This window comes from Vibrio sp. DNB22_10_4 (genome assembly GCF_052879755.1).
The window spans coordinates 184,706-201,720 of sequence record NZ_JBNNXW010000008.1; the positions used below are offsets into that span (position 1 = coordinate 184,706).

Here is a 17,015-nt window from a genome sequence, read left to right on the forward strand (position 1 = left end):
GTTAAGGACGTTCGCCATCAGCCATGCGGCGATTGATGTCGGTAATAACTGCAGGAAGATCTGCAATGGTATCGATGACATAGTGCGCATTCGCACCCTTCATCTTGCTACTCGCACGTTGGCGAGCATGAGCTTTCTCTTCGTCCGATGCCTGCAAAAATTCTTCGAGCGTGAACCCTGCTTCATTACCAGAAAGAGCCAACCCAACGGTCCACATTCCAGCGTTTAGCCCTTCTTCAATACCAGGCACCGCATCATCAACTTTGACGCAGTGAGAGACATTTTTAATGCCTAACTCAATCACATTCTGCAATGCCATCCATGGGCCTGGTCGACTACCCGCCTTTAAGTCATCACTAGCAACAACGCATTCTGGGTTATAGCCAAGGTCGCTTGCAGCTTCTACAAGTGCATCCATTACTGGGCGCGGATATCCCGAGCAAGAACCAATCTTCACCTCTTGTTCTTGAAGAAAGCTCAGTGTCTCTTTTACTCCAGGGATTAAGCTTGCGTGTTCAGGCTGCTTCACTTTCTCAATCTGAAGCGGCATAAATGTGTTATAGATTTGCGTGACCTGCTCGTCGGTCATTGATGACCCAAACTGATCCACCCAACGCTGAGAAATCTTAGGATCATTACCCAAGGTTCGAATGTGATCCCATTTACCCATCCCCATCGGGCCTCTTGCTTCCTCTAATGAGATGTCAAAATCGAAGGCTTGCTTAAACGCTTCAACGAAAATGGTGGTTGGCGCAAAAGAACCAAAATCCACGGTGGTTCCCGCCCAGTCAAAAATGACGGCTTCTACTTTATTCATTTCTAAACCTACTGATTGTTTTGATTAAAACTGAGAAATTAACTGCTCTACATTGCCCGAAAAGTTCTGCCCTCTTTGACCCTGTGCGGCGTCTCTTACCAACGCTTGCCATTCTTCATGGGTATAGCCGTAGGCATTTGGAGAAACCTTTACATCCAGAGCCTCCAGGAAAGCCGCCATATGTTGGCTAGCTTGCTCAATACTGGAATTGAAAATAGTGGTGATATAGCCGATAAGTTCATGGTCGTTGCGATCAACCGCTGCAATAATCGCCGGTAGCGTAAAACTGCACGCGATACCATGAACAACACCTTTATCAAGGGTTACGGCATAAGACATGTTGTGAGCAATAGAGGTTTTGGTATTGGAGAATGCTAAGCCCGCCATCAACGCCGCCTCTTGGATCTTGGTGCGAAGCGCTAAACTGGTTGGGTCTTGCACCAATAGCGGCAAGGTTTCGATAATGGCTCTGCTGGCAGTTACAGCGAACATTGCGCTAATTGGATTGCGGTTTTTGTTCCATAGACTTTCCAACGCATGCGATAACGCATCTAGCGCCGTGCTAATGGTTATGGATACTGGTAACTGAGAAGTAAAAGGCGCGTGTACAATTGCTGCGCTCGGATAGAGCCGAGTATCAGATAGCGAGTATTTTGCGTCGTTTTCTGGATCCCAAACGGTTCCCCAATGTGTGACTTCACTTCCTGTGCCTGCCGTCGTCGGTACCGCGATGATTTCCTTGATACTGAGGTTTTGTGCATCAGCCTTACCTTTTAAGAACGCCTCGACGGTCTCGAAGTCACCACCGCTGGCAGCGAGCACTTTCGCAGTATCCATTACAGAACCACCACCCAAAGCCACAAATACTTGCGTTTGCTCACCTTGCTCGCTCAACTGCTGGCATAGGCCACGAAGATTCGAAAAATGTGGATTTTCAACCACGCCATCGATAATGCTAATAGGGTCGTGCCCCACAGCTTCAATAACTTCACGGGTGTAGCTGGAAAAAATATCATTGGAATAAGTAACAATCGAATAAGCTCGACCGCCTACTCGTTCTTTCAAGGAGTTTAATGCTTCGTGACCACTCACGATTTCAACAGGATTTTTAAAACGCCACATCTTAACTACCGAACTTCTTAATATTGTTTGATGTGAGGCATTTTGAAGTAGAAATATTGAATCTAGATTTCATATAACTAGATAAAGTCTAATTAGGATTAGGCTCTGTAGAGTTTATCGTCACTAAAGCATCATAAGATTGTCATACGAATGAAATTGATAGTAGACGCGTCAGGCCACACCATTCAGGCCTAGTTGGCAAATGTTCATAGACTAGGTCGCCTGCTTTAAATAGATTGGTGAGTAGAAGCTGTATTTGGCTGCGCTCAGGTGTGCAGCCGACATATGGTTTTCCTACGAGAGACGCTAGATTAAAGTTTGTTTTTTACTCTAGTACAACTCTATATCCGTATCTCTTGAGCTCGTAGTAGAAAATCGCGACGAACCAGTATTACGCCCCTTTCGCGCGGTAGACGCAAAGGTTTGTTGGTGAGCGAGTCCACCTGCGACTAGTGCAGATTCCATCGAATGCTGCCAAGTTAAGCTTTGTAGACAGCCATGAATGAGACCGGACAACAGCCCTTCATGTTGCTCGACCGGTAAGTTGGTTGTAGCACCATCGCGAGCATAAAAGTGCCCTTTTTTATCTCGACTTGCATAGGCGCCATTCTCGTCCAAACTAATTACCACTTGATGTACGCCCACATCATGAAGGCATCGTGCTGTTTTAGGTATGTCGCTGCGTTTAGATATACTTTCACCTGACAGCTGCGCAGCTTCTGCGAGGTTGAGCTTTAGTGTATGAATACACGACAAATAAGGTTTGATTTTCTGCACTTTTAATACCGAAACCGGATCCACAAAGATGGGCTTTGAGGCTTGAGTTTGGAATAGGTATTCCAGTGCTGATTCACTTAGGTTTGTGTCGATAGCGATGGCAGTAGCGCGGTTCAATAATGGTGCTCGCTTTGCGAGTTGCTGCGCATTGAGCTCATCAAAGAGCGACATATCGTTAAGAGCCAATTGCAGCTTACCATCAGGCCCTTGAATGGAGAGATAACTGCTGGTTGCTCTATTGGGTGCCACTAAACAATGCTCTATACCAACGTCAACATCGCGGCAAGAATCCAGCAGTTGCTCCCCCCATAAGTCATCGCCCACAGCACTAATCAACTCCACTTTGCTGCCAAGACGCGCTAGGTGCTCTGCAATATTACGTCCAACACCACCCGCCCCCGCCGTTAAAGCGCCGGGATTGGAGCTTCCCATCACTAATTCCGAGGTAGCGCGGCCACATAAATCCATATTCGCGCCACCAATTACAACAGCAAAACGATCAGGGGCAATCAAATACCCTTTACCTTGTATGAACCCTTTTCTCGTCAAGTTCATGATATGCCCCGCTACGGCACTTCGACTGATGTTGAGCATATCAGCTAAAGTACTCTGAGCAATCATGGGATCAAGCTTGATTAATTCTAGTATTTGTTGTTCGCGCTCAGTCATTAGACACTTGTCCGATTATATAAACATTTGTTTGCATATTATTACTCTCGAACACAAACGGAATCAACGCCTTACTTATAAATAGGCAATCTTTTCCCATTGGGTATTGCATCAATACCACAGATATTCACGCAATTGCATCCATAGCTGTGAAACCGATCACTTGTGGGAATCCACTCACACTCGCTACTATTGAGTAACCATATTAAAACTAATGATAATAATGTATGGACTATATAGATTGTATTGCCAGCACGAACAGAGCGTTGAGTTGCCGCAACGGTATTGATGATCTGTTTCACACCCTAAGAACCAAGTACCCGCATCTATCGAGATTGTGTCTCTCAGTGACGTCTGCGGATCACCTAGAGAACTTCCACGTCATCGACTTTCAAGATGATTCCGACAAGTTCGACGTTATCTCAATGCATTCGGAGCGCTGCGCTCCTTTGATTAAAATAATCGAGAATCAGGAAATTAGGGTGGTCGACGATCTTTATGAGCTAAAGCCAAACACCCAAAATAAACGCCTTATCGAACTTGGTCACCGAAGCAGTTTTACCATGGGGTTAAACATAGAGAGCGGATTCGGTGCAGTACTCTTTCTAAATTCAACCCAAGTAGATTACTTCAGCGATGGCGCTTTGCACTCAGACCTTTTGTTTATTCGAGAGGTCATCATAAGCCTGCTTTGCCACGACCGTTACAAGCACCAAATGTTCGTCCAAGCTTTGAAGCTAGCATTAAAGATAAGCCACAAACGTGATCCAGAAACAGCGGATCACCTGCAGCGGATGAGCCAGTACAGCAAGCTTCTCGCCGAACTTCTCGCTCACAAGCTGCCCGTCGATCATCGATTTATTCAGTGGATAGAGCTTTACTCACCTTTTCACGATATCGGCAAATACCGGATCCCTGACCACATTCTGTTTAGCCCCAACCGCTACACTCCAGATGAGCGTGCCATCATGAACAAACATGTTGATTACGGGGTAGACATTATCGACGAGGTCATCGAAAACATTGACGTGGTCAGTGCGTCCAGTGCTGAAGTCTCTTTCTTGAAGAACATTATCTATTTCCATCATGAACGCTTTGACGGAGTGGGTTATCCCACCAAGATTGGCGGGATTGATATTCCGTTAGAGGCTAGGATCATCACCATTGCCGATGTGTTTGATGCCCTGCTGAGCAAACGCACCTATAAGCAGGCATGGAGCCTTGAAGACACCCAGCATTATCTTGCTGAACAAGCGGGCACCGCGTTTGATCCATTGTTGGTAGAAACACTGCTTAGCAACCTAGAGCGATTCAAGGCGATCTATCATACGTTTCCACCGCAGCCAGAGTCAGAAGCTCATCTGGCTAAGTAAGTCATGCTACCCGGCAGGGCGACCATACACTCGGTCAAAATAGGATAAAGGGGCAACGCGAGCGCTCGCTTTGCTTTGCCACTTTGTGCTGTTAGCAACCAGCCACCTTTGCTGCGAACCTGCCAAAATCGCTTGACTGATCGCCGCCTCGCGAAGCTCATGCTCCAAAGCAAACTCTTCTTTTTGAGGCTCCAAAACCGGTTGCTCCGTAACGCTCGACGCAAGATTCACCGCCGCGCAGCATACAATTCCAATATCAGCAGAGAACTGCCCGAAAAAGTTGGCAACATACTCCCCGACCACATCGCCATCATTGGTGCGCATTCGTCCACCAGCAATCCAGGTTTCCACCTGTTCAAACTGCGCCAAGATATGCGCAGCCTGATAGTTATTGGTGACAACGCGAAGATGCTTGTGGCCACTTAAATGCTCTGCAATCGCTGCTATCGTAGTACCGATGCCTAAAAACAGCGTGCAGCCATCAGGGATATTGGTAACTACCTGTTTGGCAATCTGCTGTTTTTCCGTCAAGTTGGTTGCACTACGTGAGGTAAAGCTGCGATTGCTTAGCGTGGTCGGCAAACCTACTCCACCATGATGACGACGAGCAAGGCCGAGGCTGCAAAGCTCATTAATATCACGACGAATAGTCTGAGTCGTAACATCAAAGTGGCTCGAAAGCGCCTCTATGGTGCAATATTCTTGAGTATGTATCAGGTCAATAATACTTTTTTGTCGCAAACTGAGATGGTGCATGATGGTCGTTACCTACTCCTCTATTTCACATTAGGCATCAACTAAATCTTGCGGTTTTGATGCTGATGACTGTCTTTGATAATCCTGAGGCACGTCGCTTATCATCATATCCACACCCCACCCCCAAAATGATTCAACCAACACCGGATGATTCGGCGTGTAACAATAGAGCTGGTAGCCCGCTGATTTTATCCATCGAGCCGTTTTCTCATCGAGAAAGTGAAAGTCGCAATGTACGCTGTAAGCATCTAATTTATCGAGAATAGCTAGCGCGTTGTCCGGTATTTGTTGCCACAGTTGCCCACGGCGTATGGACGGCATAATGCGCTGCATAACCGTCAGCGCCTGCGTACTAAAACTAGAGAATAGCACCTGCTCTGTGGCAATACCTAGCTCGGTCATAACCAACTTAACTTGCTGACACAAAAGCTCAATATCATCACCTTCATAATGCTTTAGCTCAACATTGACCGTCAAACCATGTCTTTGCGCCAACAATAGGGTCTCAGCTAATGTTGGAATGCTCTCACCTTCATAGGCATCACCAAACCATAGGCCAGCATCTAAGGCTTTTAGCGCCTGAACACTCATATCAGCGACGCGACCACGACCATTAGTGCAACGGTTTACGGTACGATCATGGATAACGACTGGCACCTTATCTTGACTAAGCTGAACATCAATCTCAATCCATTCTAGCCCTAACAGAGCCGCCTGTTCAAAAGCGGCTAACGTATTTTCTGGTGCGAGGCTAGAGACGCCACGATGCGCTGTGATTTTCATTGATTCCTTTACCATTTTCATTTGCATTCAAATGAAAGGATTGCAACTCTCCGTGACACTATTATTGCCGTTTTATTGCGTTTCCATGGCCATAAAATGTTTCAAATAAGTTCATTTAACTGTCACCCAATCGTCATTTGCTCAGTTTAACTTTCACTTGAACATTTTAAAGCAGTGGCTCTACACCAAGTGAACGTCTGCTTTTGAACTGAAAACCAACATTTTCACATTTAAGGGAAACAATATGTCTATTAAACACCTCACAGGAATGGCGGTGGCAGTGGCGCTAATGAGCACAGGTGCTCAAGCAAAAACTGAGGTTGAGTGGTGGCACGCTATGGGCGGCGCCCTGGGTCAAAAAGTCAATGATATTGCTGCGGATTTCAATGCAAGCCAAGACGAATACGAGATCAAACCGGTTTACAAAGGTAGCTACGCAGAAACCATGACCAGCGCGATCGCCGCTTTCCGAGCAAAAGAGCAACCAGCCATTGTTCAGGTGTTTGAAGTGGGTACAGCGACCATGATGGGTGCGAAACAGGCAATCTACCCAGTTTACGAACTCATGGAAGATACCAAAGAACCGTTTAACCCAGACAATTATCTGTCCGCTGTGACAGGCTACTACACCACCAATGACGGTCAGATGCTATCGATGCCCTTTAATAGCTCAACGCCTGTGATGTACTACAACAAGGATATGTTCGCGAAAGCCGGGATCACCTCTGCGCCTAAAACTTGGAAAGAGATGGAGCAAGTGTCACGCAAACTGCTTGAATCCGGCGCTCAATGTGGCTTCACAACAACATGGCAATCTTGGACTCAAATCGAAAACTTTGGTGCTCGTAACAACATTCCAGTCGCGACGCAAAACAACGGTTTTGGCGGCTTCGATACAGAATTTAAGTTCAATGCAGCGCCTTATGTAAAACACATTGAGAAGCTTGGTGAGTGGTCAAAAGAAGGCATCTATAAATACGGCGGTCGCCAATCTGATGGTATGCCACTTTTCTACACCCAAGAGTGTGCGATGACCATGGGCTCATCAGCAGGTCTAGCGGGTATTCAAGAAAACATGAAAGGCATCGAGGTCGGTGTTGCCCAGCTTCCATACGATGATGAGCTGATTGCCAAACCACAAAACACCATCATTGGTGGTGCGTCACTGTGGGTACTCCGTGGCCATTCTTCTGAAGAGTACAAGGGCGTAGCGAAGTTCTTTAGCTACCTTTCAAGTGCAGAAGTTCAGGCTGATTGGCACCAGTTTACCGGCTACCTACCTATCACCCAACAAGCTTATGAACTGACGAAGCAGCAAGGTTTCTACACAGCGAACCCTGGCACGGACACGGCTGTAGTGCAAATGACCTCGACTGAACCAACAGCCAACTCGAAAGGCATTCGCTTTGGTAACTTCCTGCAAACTCGTGACATCATCAACGAGGAGCTAGAAGCGGTTTGGGCAGGCAAAGCCACGGCAAAATCGGCACTTAACAACGCGGTTCGTCGTGGTGACGAGCAACTACGTCGCTTCGAGCGCACACAGAAATAACCCGTTGTCTTTTTTACGCCGCCACTTCATTTAAGTGGCGGCATGTCGGTATTGTTTATGTCTTCACAAGTAATTTTTAAAAATAAATGGTTACCCTACGCGCTGATTGCGCCTCAGCTGGTGATCACCCTAGTGTTTTTTATCTGGCCAGCTGGCCAAGCGGTATTTCAATCTTCTCAGTTAGAAGACGCCTTCGGTATAAGTCGAGAGTTTGTTGGACTTGAGAATTTTAGCAAACTGCTAGGCGACAGTTACTACCTTGATTCCTTTTTCACCACCATACAGTTCAGCATTTGCGTCGCTGTTTTGGCTTTGGTGAGCGCACTGATTCTCTCTGCATTTGCCGAGCATATCGTGCGCGGTGCGACTATGTACCGCACCTTTTTAATTTGGCCATACGCCGTCGCACCCGTTGTTGCCGGCTCACTTTGGCTGTTTCTGTTTGATCCGACGATTGGCGTCATTACCGACGTGCTCAAATGGTTTGGCGTTCAATGGAACCCTACCCTCAATGGCACTCACGCGATGTGGATGGTCGTCATTACATCTACCTGGAAGCAGATCAGTTACAACTTTCTGTTCTTTTTAGCCGCGCTACAATCGGTGCCAAAGTCATTGCATGAAGCGGCAGCTATTGATGGTAGTGGTCCGGTGAAGCGATTTCTGACCATCAGTTTCCCACTGATTTCACCAACCAGTTTTTTCTTGTTGGTCGTCAATTTTGTGTACGCCTTTTTTGATACGTTCGCCATCATTCATGCCATGACCCAGGGCGGACCAAGTAACAGCACGTCTACCTTAGTTTACAAAGTCTACAACGATGGATTTATCGGGCTAGATCTTGGCTCATCGGCCGCTCAGTCGGTCATCCTAATGGTTCTTGTCGCCTTACTCACGGTGATCCAATTTAAATATGTCGAAAAAAAGGTGGCGTACTAATGGTAGAAAGAAGACCCCTATTTACGATTTTTTGCCACGTCATTTTAGCACTAGGCATCATCTCTATTGCACTCCCTGTATGGATAGCACTGGTGGCAACGACACATGAAAACACCGCGTTTGCTACGGGTACACCTCTTTGGTTTGGCGACCTTGGATTTAGCGTGTTTGGTGAGCTGCTCAGTAACCAAAGTTCGTTTAACAATAACGCGTTGCCGATCACCCACATGCTAACCAACTCGCTGATCATGGCGCTATGCATTACCTGCGGTAAGCTGGTTATTTCTATCATGTCGGCATACGCAGTCGTGTTCTTTCGCTTTCGCGGTCGAATGGTGGCGTTTTGGATGATCTTTTTCACCCTCATGCTGCCAGTGGAAGTGCGGATCATGCCAACCTTTGAGGTGATCACTAACCTCAACATGCTCAATTCATTCTATGGACTTACGATTCCATTGATTGCTAGCGCAACGGCTACGTTCTTATTTCGCCAGTTCTTCATGACCATTCCCAATGAGTTAGTTGAAGCGGCGAGAATCGATGGTGCCGGGCCGATTAAATTCTTTTTCGATATTTTGCTGCCCCTTTCTCGCACCAATATCGCAGCTCTGTTCGTGATTACTTTCATCTATGGCTGGAATCAGTATTTATGGCCACTACTCATCACCACTGATGCTCAGTACTACACCATTGTTATGGGTATCAAACAGATGCTTGGTGTGGTTGATGGCGTCATCGAATGGAACAAAATTATGGCAACCACCATTATCGCTATGTTGCCACCCGTCATCGTTGTGATTGCAATGCAAAAAGCATTCGTCAAAGGCTTGGTAGATTCGGAGAAATAAATGTCTACACTCACTCTTTCAAACATCGCTAAATGTTACCCAAACGGCTACCAAGCGATCCCAAACATCAATTTGAACATTGAAGACGGCGAAATGGTCGTTTTGGTTGGTCCCAGTGGCTGTGGCAAGTCTACACTGCTGCGCATGCTTGCCGGTCTAGAGGAAATCAGCGCAGGTACGCTGCAGATCGATGAGAAGGTCGTCAACGACCTAGAGCCTGGCGAACGTGACATCGCGATGGTGTTTCAAAATTACGCGTTGTATCCCCACATGACGGTATACGACAATATGGCCTATGGACTAAAAAACCGGAAAACACCAAAAGCAGAGATCAAACGCTTGGTCAGTGAAGCGGCTGACATGCTAGAGCTCAACGGCTTGCTGGATCGTAAGCCTAAGCAGCTTTCTGGTGGTCAAAGGCAGCGTGTTGCTATGGGGCGTGCAATTGTTCGCGAACCAAAAGTCTTCTTGTTCGATGAGCCGCTTTCAAACCTGGATGCAAAGCTTCGGGTGCAGATGCGTTTAGAAATAAAGCGCCTTCAGCGCCGACTAGGCACCACCTCGGTTTATGTAACACATGATCAGGTAGAGGCTATGACGCTTGCTGATAAACTGGTCGTTTTGAACAAAGGTAATGTCGAACAGGTGGGTACGCCACTTGAAATCTACGACAATCCAGCTTCACTGTTTGTGGCAACCTTCATTGGCTCACCATCAATGAACATCTTCGATGCCAATGTATCCATTGAAGGTATTGAACTCGATGACGCGCGGCTGAATATCAACACTTCTTCGCTTGGGCTTGGCGATATTAAATTAGGCCTAAGGCCTGAGCATCTAATCCTGAATGAAGACAATCCTTGGTTCCAGGTTGAAGTTGAGCTCATCGAAGCTCTTGGTGCCGACTTGCTTCTCTATTGCAAAACACTTGGCCCGCACTCTCAAAAACTTGTCGTACGTGTTGAGGGGCACTCAAAAATCGCTATTGGCGACAAACTTGGCCTTGATATCGATGTAGAACACATCCATCTTTTTGATAGTGAAACATCAAAACGCATTCACTTTGATAGCAAAACGCAACAACAAGAGGTTATGAATGCCTAAGTCTTTAGCAGCGCTGTCTCACGCTCAGGCAAAAGAGATCCAATGGCTACTAACAGATGTCGATGATACTTTGACTTGGCAGGGGCAACTCCCGCCAGAATCACTCGATGCTTTATCGAAACTGCAAAAAGCAGGCATTAACGTTGTCGCCGTAACAGGTGCGTGTGCTGGTTGGTGTGACCAAATTGCGAAACTGTGGCCGCTTCACGGTGTCATTGGCGAAAATGGCGCTTTTTGGATGCAAAAAAAGCAGTCTGGGTTCCAGACTCAGTCACTCAGCCCAATGCTCACGATGCGAGCTCAGCAGCAAGCTCTCATTAAACAGCTGACACAGCTGCTACGTGACTATCCAGGGATTGGCTTTGCCAGTGATCAGGACTTTCGCTTTTGCGATGTCGCCATTAATCTTGGACAAGATCGCAAACCTGTTGAAGCCGATGTTGCAGCAAAACTACTCAGTGACATTTGCCAACTGACATTGAATGGACAGAAGGTGAAAGCCACGCAAAGCTCTATTCACATCAACGTTTGGGTTGGAGAGCACAATAAGCGTGTATCAAGTGAGCGCTATCTAAAGCAACAGCCAGATTTTGACACTTTGAGTTTGTCTAATGTGGCTTATATTGGTGACTCACTCAACGATGAAGCCATGTTTGAGTGGCTGCCGGTGACATTTGGAGTAAACAACATTACGCCTTTGCTAGGAAAACTCAGCACGCCACCAAGCTTCGTTACGGCGGGTAACGGGGGTTATGGGTTTGCCGAGTTAGCCAAAATTCTCATCAACGCTCGCTAGGTGGAAACGAAAGAGACATCCCGCTGGATGTCTCTTTTTAGATTATGCCTCAGAAGCTTCAACTCGCTTCGGCGACTTTTCCGATTCGGGAAATAGCGATAGCAAGCCAGCCATTGTCAGCGCCGCAATACCGGACATAGTGACAGGCGACCCCAAGACGGTCTGCACCAATTTAGGTGCCTCCTTCAATAAGTCTGGAACTAGCATGACGCCTAGCCCTAAACCAAATGAGATAGCAATCGTCATAATTTTACGTCTATCGAGTTCTTCATTAGCGATGATTTTAATGCCCGCCGCCGCAACGGTGCCAAACATAACCAGGGTCGCTCCACCAAGAACAGGTTTAGGAATAGTCATCAATACCGCACCCAGTATAGGGAACATACCAAGCACAAATAAAATCCCAGCAATGAAATAGCCAATGTATCGACTAGCAATCCCGGTTAAGTGGATCACGCCATTATTTTGACTGAATGTTGTGTTCGGGAAGGTATTAAATGTCGCAGCAATCAAAGAGTTGATACCGTCCGCCAAAACGCCACCTTTAATGCGCTGCAGATAACCACTTCCACTAATAGGCTGCTTTGAGAACATGCAGTTAGCTGTCAAATCCCCGGTAGACTCGATAGCTGTGATCAAATAGATAAACGCAATTGGTACAAAAGCATGCCAATCGAAAGCAAAACCGTATTTAAACGGAACCGGAATGCTCAAAAGTGGTTGAGAGGCAAAATCGACCATCGATGCTTTTCCAATCATCAAGGCCACTAACCAACCGACCAGAAGTCCAACTAAAATTGAGGATAGCCTTACCATAATATTGCGGCTCATATTGAGCGCCACGATCGTGCCTAGTACTAAGCTGCCTAGTAGAAGATTGGTTGCAGAACCAAAATCCTCTGCACCGACACCACCGGCTATGTCGGTCACACCCACTTTAATCAAGTAGATACCAATCGTAGTAATCACAATCCCAGTCACAACAGGAGTAATCACTATTTTTAGTTTGTCGATAAATCGTGACAACACTATCTCAACAAAGGCGCCAAAAAAGCAGACACCGAAAATCGTCGCCAACATTTCATCAGGGCCACCACCATTGGCTTTGACCAAGAACCCCGCACCTAACACTGAGCCTAAAAACGCAAAGCTCGTACCTTGGACACAAATCATGCCAGCGCCCACAGGACCTATACGCCTAGCTTGAATAAATGTACCGACGCCCGAAACCATCAACGCCATACTAATTAAGTAAGGAACGTGCTCGCCCAAACCAAGTACACCGCCGATAATAAGTGTCGGTGTGATAATCCCTACAAAGCTTGCCAGCACATGCTGCAGCGCCGCATAGCTTGCGGCTTTGACTGACGGTTTATCGTCCAATCCATAAATGAGATCGCCTTTGTCGTGTTCCATATGACTTCCTTTCTGTATTTTTAATTGTATACAAACCTACGACAGTATGGTGAGCAATATGCGTGCCATGCATGTGAACCCAATAAAGTCAGTAAGTTACAGAAAATCACTATCCAAGAATGCACTGAAAAGTTGCATGGTTTTTCTCAATTGATGCAAATATCGACAAACAAATTAACATCTTACTCTTTGACTTACACGTGTACGCTGATATTCTAGCGAACAGTTGTAAGCTTAAATGGAGAGAGTTGATGGATACGGTGAAAAAGCCCCCGGTTATTTGGCTAAATGTGACGATATTTCTAGGTACGTTTATTTTGGCGACAGTGGGTGTGATTTGGTACGGCATGGTTGAAGGCTACAGCGCAGCTCACTGGGTTTGGCTCGTGATTGCTTTTATATTTTGCGGCATGTCAATTACCGCAGGCTATCATCGCCTTTGGTCTCATAAGACCTATCAAGCTCATCGCTCACTAAGACTCCTCTTCGCGATTGGCGGAGCATTTGCGCTACAAAACAGTGCGTTACATTGGTCTTCCGACCATCGGGTTCATCACAAGCATGTCGATAACAACGACAAAGATCCCTATTCTGCCAAGCGCGGTTTCTGGTACTCACACATAGGTTGGATGCTTCGAGAATATCAAGCTGAGCGCTACGAAGACTACAGAAACTGTCGCGACCTACAAAAAGACTCAATTGTAATGTGGCAACACAAGCATTATGTATTACTGGCTCTGGCGACGAACTTTGGTATCCCTCTAGCCCTAGGGCTTTGGTACGGTGACGTTTTGGGCTTTTTGTTGATTGTTGGCGCTTTACGTTTAGTACTCAGTCACCACACCACCTTTTTTATTAACTCTCTAGCGCATATCTGGGGCTCTCAACCATACACCAGTAAAAACACGGCGAGAGACAATGGTATTTTGGCCTTTTTCACTTTTGGGGAGGGTTACCACAATTTCCATCACATTTTCGAGCACGACTACCGCAATGGCATTCGCTGGTGGCAATTCGATCCTACCAAATGGTTGATTCGTTCTTGCGCGAGCTTAGGTCTAACCTCAAACCTAAAAACCGTGTCAGCATACCGAATAGAGAAAGCGAGGTTAATTCAGACCATGGCAAACGCTAAAGACAAAATATTTACTTTGCCCAATGCCGACCAGCTCCAAGCAGCCTTAGAGCAAGAGTTTCAGTTACTGCTAAGTAAGTTGACGGAATACGATCAATTGCGAAGCCAGGTTATCGACTCAGCGAAATCCAGCGTAAAAGAAAAATATGAGCAAGCACTTCTGCGTGTCAGACTCGAGCAGCTCGATTTAAACCTAAAAGAGCATAAGAAGCGTTGGCAGCAAATTGTTTCCAACCCACGCCTTGTGCTGAGCTAATAACAGCTCCTTTAATTAGGCTTCAATTTTATTGACAGTGAGCGAGCACGTCCCCGTGCTCGCCTTTTTATATAATCGTGGTTCAATTCTTCAGCCATGATTATTATGCAAAAAAACAGCCTTTGGCAGTTCTCTCAAGCCTCTATGGGCATTGTCCAGTGGATTGGTGTCGCGATCATCATCGCCCCAGTTATTTTGTCTCGTACCGGCAGTGCGATTTTAGTGGGTCAAGTGATGCTCATTCTTGGGCTCGTTGGACTAATTGCCCCCCTACTGGGTGCTATGGCTGATCGTTTTTCATGGCACAGGCAACTGCACTTCTTCGCCCTTACCTGCCACTGCATAGCGCTATTGCTACTGCTCTGGGCAAGTCAGACTGTATGGCATTATTGGCTGATTGCTATTTTGGTGGGATTAGGCAGCAACCTCATTCTTATTCTAAACCCGACATTTGCACTCAAACTGAATACTCGACCGGCGATGCAAACTCGAGCGCTCAAACGCCTATTCCAGATCCAAATGTTGGGTGTCGCTATTGCTGGGGTATCCGTCGGAACACTCAACTACTTTGGTTTGTCGCAAACGGTGCAAATTGTGTCGCTCATTGTGTTTGATTTTGCTTTGCTCATACTCATCGCGATTGCTCCACCTGCTGACATCAATTTTGAACTAACTCATGACGAAGAAGCAGTATCGCAAACCCGTAAGCCATCTGCTGCAATTTGGTTTGGCTTCGTTTTGTGCGTTGCACTGTCGATGTTTATCGGCTCCAATATGGTTGAACTTGGCCCCGTCATCATTGAACAAGCGTTTGGAGTCAGCGTTGCAAGTAGTGCATTTGGAATGGCAATAGCAGCCATGGTCACGCTGGTTTCTCTGGCGCCAGCGGGTAAGTGGATGGAAAAGCATGGCTCTCAAGCGCTTTGGCTGGTCACCATTCTTATCAACCTGTTTGTTGCAGCTGTCATGTGGGGAATGTATGGCAATCACGTCGTAACGATACTGCCTCTTTCTCTTATCTTACTCTCAATCATAAATGGCGCTTGGAATGACATTTCCATCGCAGCGCTCGCGGATCAAATTAGCCCTTATTCTCCTGCAACGTCACAAGGTTATATGGCCGCTGCAGTATCACTGGGATTTTCGGTAGGCACTTACTGTGTAGGAGTACTGATTGATGCGAAAAACATATTAGGCGTAATGAATTTCTTATTGATCAGTGGTGTCGTCATTACAGTATTAGCACTGATCATTATTGGACTTAGGCGCAAGCAGCAAGCTGTTGTCGCAACGAGCAGTCATTCTTAGCGGCTTCCTCGCGCTCAGGCAGTAACGCACTAATAACTAGACTCTAATGATTAGTTTAAATCACTGACGTTTTATTTCTGCCAAGCTCTTTAGATTGATAAAGAGCTTTGTCGGCTCGCATTAGCCATTGAAGGTGATTGGCATCATCGGTACGACACTCAGTAATACCCAGACTAATGGTGTAATTAAGCTCATTGCCAGAGAGCACCACGGGCGTCTGCTCAATATTTTTCCTAAGGCGCTCAGCAAAGTACATCGCCTGGTCGGCTGTGGTACCTGACAGCAATACTGCAAATTCTTCACCGCCGTAACGACCACACACGTCGGTACCGCGAGCAGCTTTCATCAATTGTTTGGCGGTTTCTTTGATCACCTTATCGCCTAACGCATGGCCATAGGTGTCGTTTACTTTCTTAAAGCGGTCGATATCGAACATCACCAGTGAAGAGACTTGCCCTGTGGTCTGGACCAAGTGGAACTCATCTACAAAGTTGGCTTCCCAAAAAGCGCGATTAAACAGTCCTGTTAGGCCATCGGTACGGCCAATCTCGGTGAGTTTTTCGTTTGAGCGCTTTAGGTGCATTTTACTCTTGGCTACGTCGCTTACGTCTTGAAGCATAATCGCAAAGTGCGTCACATCGCCGGTCGGTGATTTCAACGGAGTAATCACCATGTTCTGGTACATTTTCAGTAAACCTTGGGAGACGGGTGAAAAGTTTTTGAATTCAAACACAACCGGTCTATCTTCCCAGTTTGAAAACCCTCGAGTCTTCAGTTTACTTGCGGACTCTAGCTTTGCACGTAGCCAACTTTCCGGTAAATCTGGACAACTGTGGAATAGACTCTTCCCCATAATAGCTTCAGCATGAATACCGCTGTAGTTCTGCATAAAGCTATTCCACGCACAGACACGATAGTCACGATCAATCACCACAAGCCCTGCATCCAAAGTATCCAGTAGTTGCATTGTCCAATGGAAATCGGAGAGATCTAAGGTCATGGTTGTCATTGTAGAAGCTCCATTTGACGACGAATGATATCCACGGACTCTTCATCAAACATAAACAGTACCGAACAAAACAGATCTAACGCTTCAGCATCATAGGTGTACTCAACCGTGAACACGTGCTCGTTATCACTTAACATCGAATTATCTGGACTAAAATCGGTGATTCTCAGTGGCTCACGAAGCGAAAACTCCAGGCACAGCTGCTCAGATAGAGAAACCAAAAAAGATGACACGAGCACGTTCACTAAATTGACGACGACTTCATCATTTGAAACATCGCCATCCGAGAAACCAAGACGCTCCCCAACCTGACTAATCGAGTCCCCTTCAATACACACTAAGGCCTCACCATGAA

At 46.5% G+C, this 17,015-nt stretch carries 15 protein-coding genes and 1 pseudogene; 8 read left to right on the forward strand and 8 right to left on the reverse strand.

Going from position 1 to position 17,015, the window contains the following annotated elements; genetic code table 11:
* Position 1: 1 nt before the first annotated feature.
* From phnX to ACVA6Q_RS17820, 3 genes are all read right to left on the reverse strand, one after another.
* Entirely contained in the window at positions 2-817 is an 816-nt protein-coding gene (phnX, locus tag ACVA6Q_RS17810; RefSeq protein ID WP_446648392.1) for a phosphonoacetaldehyde hydrolase, read from the reverse strand.
* 24 nt (positions 818-841) lie between these two features.
* A complete protein-coding gene (locus ACVA6Q_RS17815; protein ID WP_446648393.1) occupies positions 842-1,939 on the reverse strand; it encodes a phosphonoacetaldehyde reductase in 1,098 nt (365 codons plus the stop codon).
* Between the two features lie 330 nt (positions 1,940-2,269).
* Positions 2,270-3,385 (reverse strand): PfkB family carbohydrate kinase, encoded by a 1,116-nt coding sequence (locus tag ACVA6Q_RS17820; protein ID WP_446648394.1) that lies wholly within the window; start codon positions 3,383-3,385, stop codon positions 2,270-2,272.
* Positions 3,386-3,612: 227 nt separating this feature from the next.
* Here ACVA6Q_RS17820 and ACVA6Q_RS17825 point away from each other — a divergent pair, with 227 nt between their 5' ends.
* Positions 3,613-4,758 carry an HD-GYP domain-containing protein gene (locus tag ACVA6Q_RS17825; protein ID WP_353496463.1) on the forward strand — a complete coding sequence of 382 codons (1,146 nt, stop codon included), beginning with the start codon at positions 3,613-3,615 and terminating at the stop codon, positions 4,756-4,758.
* 6 nt (positions 4,759-4,764) lie between these two features.
* Here the strand turns inward: ACVA6Q_RS17825 and ACVA6Q_RS17830 are convergent, their stop codons facing one another.
* Both ACVA6Q_RS17830 and ACVA6Q_RS17835 read right to left on the reverse strand, forming a co-directional pair.
* The gene (locus ACVA6Q_RS17830) at positions 4,765-5,514 is read right to left on the reverse strand and encodes a DeoR/GlpR family DNA-binding transcription regulator (RefSeq protein ID WP_446648395.1); all 750 of its coding nucleotides are present in this window, start codon (positions 5,512-5,514) and stop codon (positions 4,765-4,767) included.
* Between the two features lie 30 nt (positions 5,515-5,544).
* Positions 5,545-6,297: a glycerophosphoryl diester phosphodiesterase gene (locus tag ACVA6Q_RS17835; protein WP_446648396.1), complete on the reverse strand. Its 753-nt coding sequence runs from the start codon at positions 6,295-6,297 to the stop codon at positions 5,545-5,547.
* A gap of 244 nt (positions 6,298-6,541) precedes the next feature.
* Here ACVA6Q_RS17835 and ugpB point away from each other — a divergent pair, with 244 nt between their 5' ends.
* Genes ugpB through ACVA6Q_RS17860 form a run of 5 tightly spaced genes read left to right on the forward strand, consistent with a single transcriptional unit; the run spans position 6,542 to position 11,536 of the window.
* Positions 6,542-7,849: a sn-glycerol-3-phosphate ABC transporter substrate-binding protein UgpB gene (ugpB, locus tag ACVA6Q_RS17840; RefSeq protein WP_353496466.1), complete on the forward strand. Its 1,308-nt coding sequence runs from the start codon at positions 6,542-6,544 to the stop codon at positions 7,847-7,849.
* Positions 7,850-7,906: 57 nt separating this feature from the next.
* Positions 7,907-8,788 carry a sn-glycerol-3-phosphate ABC transporter permease UgpA gene (ugpA, locus tag ACVA6Q_RS17845; protein ID WP_446648397.1) on the forward strand — a complete coding sequence of 294 codons (882 nt, stop codon included), beginning with the start codon at positions 7,907-7,909 and terminating at the stop codon, positions 8,786-8,788.
* Complete coding sequence (gene ugpE, locus ACVA6Q_RS17850; RefSeq protein ID WP_446648398.1) at positions 8,788-9,636, forward strand: sn-glycerol-3-phosphate ABC transporter permease UgpE; 849 nt, start codon at positions 8,788-8,790, stop codon at positions 9,634-9,636. The genes ugpA and ugpE overlap by 1 nt, the downstream gene beginning before the upstream one ends.
* A complete protein-coding gene (locus ACVA6Q_RS17855) occupies positions 9,637-10,740 on the forward strand; it encodes a sn-glycerol-3-phosphate import ATP-binding protein UgpC (RefSeq protein WP_446648399.1) in 1,104 nt (367 codons plus the stop codon). It begins immediately after the preceding gene.
* Positions 10,733-11,536 (forward strand): HAD-IIB family hydrolase, encoded by an 804-nt coding sequence (locus ACVA6Q_RS17860; protein WP_446648400.1) that lies wholly within the window; start codon positions 10,733-10,735, stop codon positions 11,534-11,536. The genes ACVA6Q_RS17855 and ACVA6Q_RS17860 overlap by 8 nt, the downstream gene beginning before the upstream one ends.
* A gap of 42 nt (positions 11,537-11,578) precedes the next feature.
* Here the strand turns inward: ACVA6Q_RS17860 and ACVA6Q_RS17865 are convergent, their stop codons facing one another.
* Entirely contained in the window at positions 11,579-12,952 is a 1,374-nt protein-coding gene (locus tag ACVA6Q_RS17865) for a nucleobase:cation symporter-2 family protein (RefSeq protein WP_446648401.1), read from the reverse strand.
* A gap of 251 nt (positions 12,953-13,203) precedes the next feature.
* Here ACVA6Q_RS17865 and ACVA6Q_RS17870 point away from each other — a divergent pair, with 251 nt between their 5' ends.
* The gene (locus ACVA6Q_RS17870) at positions 13,204-14,343 is read left to right on the forward strand and encodes an acyl-CoA desaturase (protein ID WP_446648402.1); all 1,140 of its coding nucleotides are present in this window, start codon (positions 13,204-13,206) and stop codon (positions 14,341-14,343) included.
* A gap of 105 nt (positions 14,344-14,448) precedes the next feature.
* Positions 14,449-15,651, forward strand: coding sequence for an MFS transporter (locus ACVA6Q_RS17875; RefSeq protein WP_446648403.1), 1,203 nt, complete (start codon positions 14,449-14,451; stop codon positions 15,649-15,651).
* A gap of 55 nt (positions 15,652-15,706) precedes the next feature.
* On the opposite strand, the gene ACVA6Q_RS17880 is transcribed toward ACVA6Q_RS17875, so the two are convergent.
* Together ACVA6Q_RS17880 and ACVA6Q_RS17885 are read right to left on the reverse strand one after the other, a co-directional pair.
* A complete protein-coding gene (locus ACVA6Q_RS17880) occupies positions 15,707-16,660 on the reverse strand; it encodes a sensor domain-containing diguanylate cyclase (RefSeq protein WP_353496474.1) in 954 nt (317 codons plus the stop codon).
* Positions 16,657-17,015: pseudogene (locus ACVA6Q_RS17885) on the reverse strand (response regulator); the annotation flags it as partial. The pseudogene ACVA6Q_RS17885 and the gene ACVA6Q_RS17880, both read right to left, overlap by 4 nt.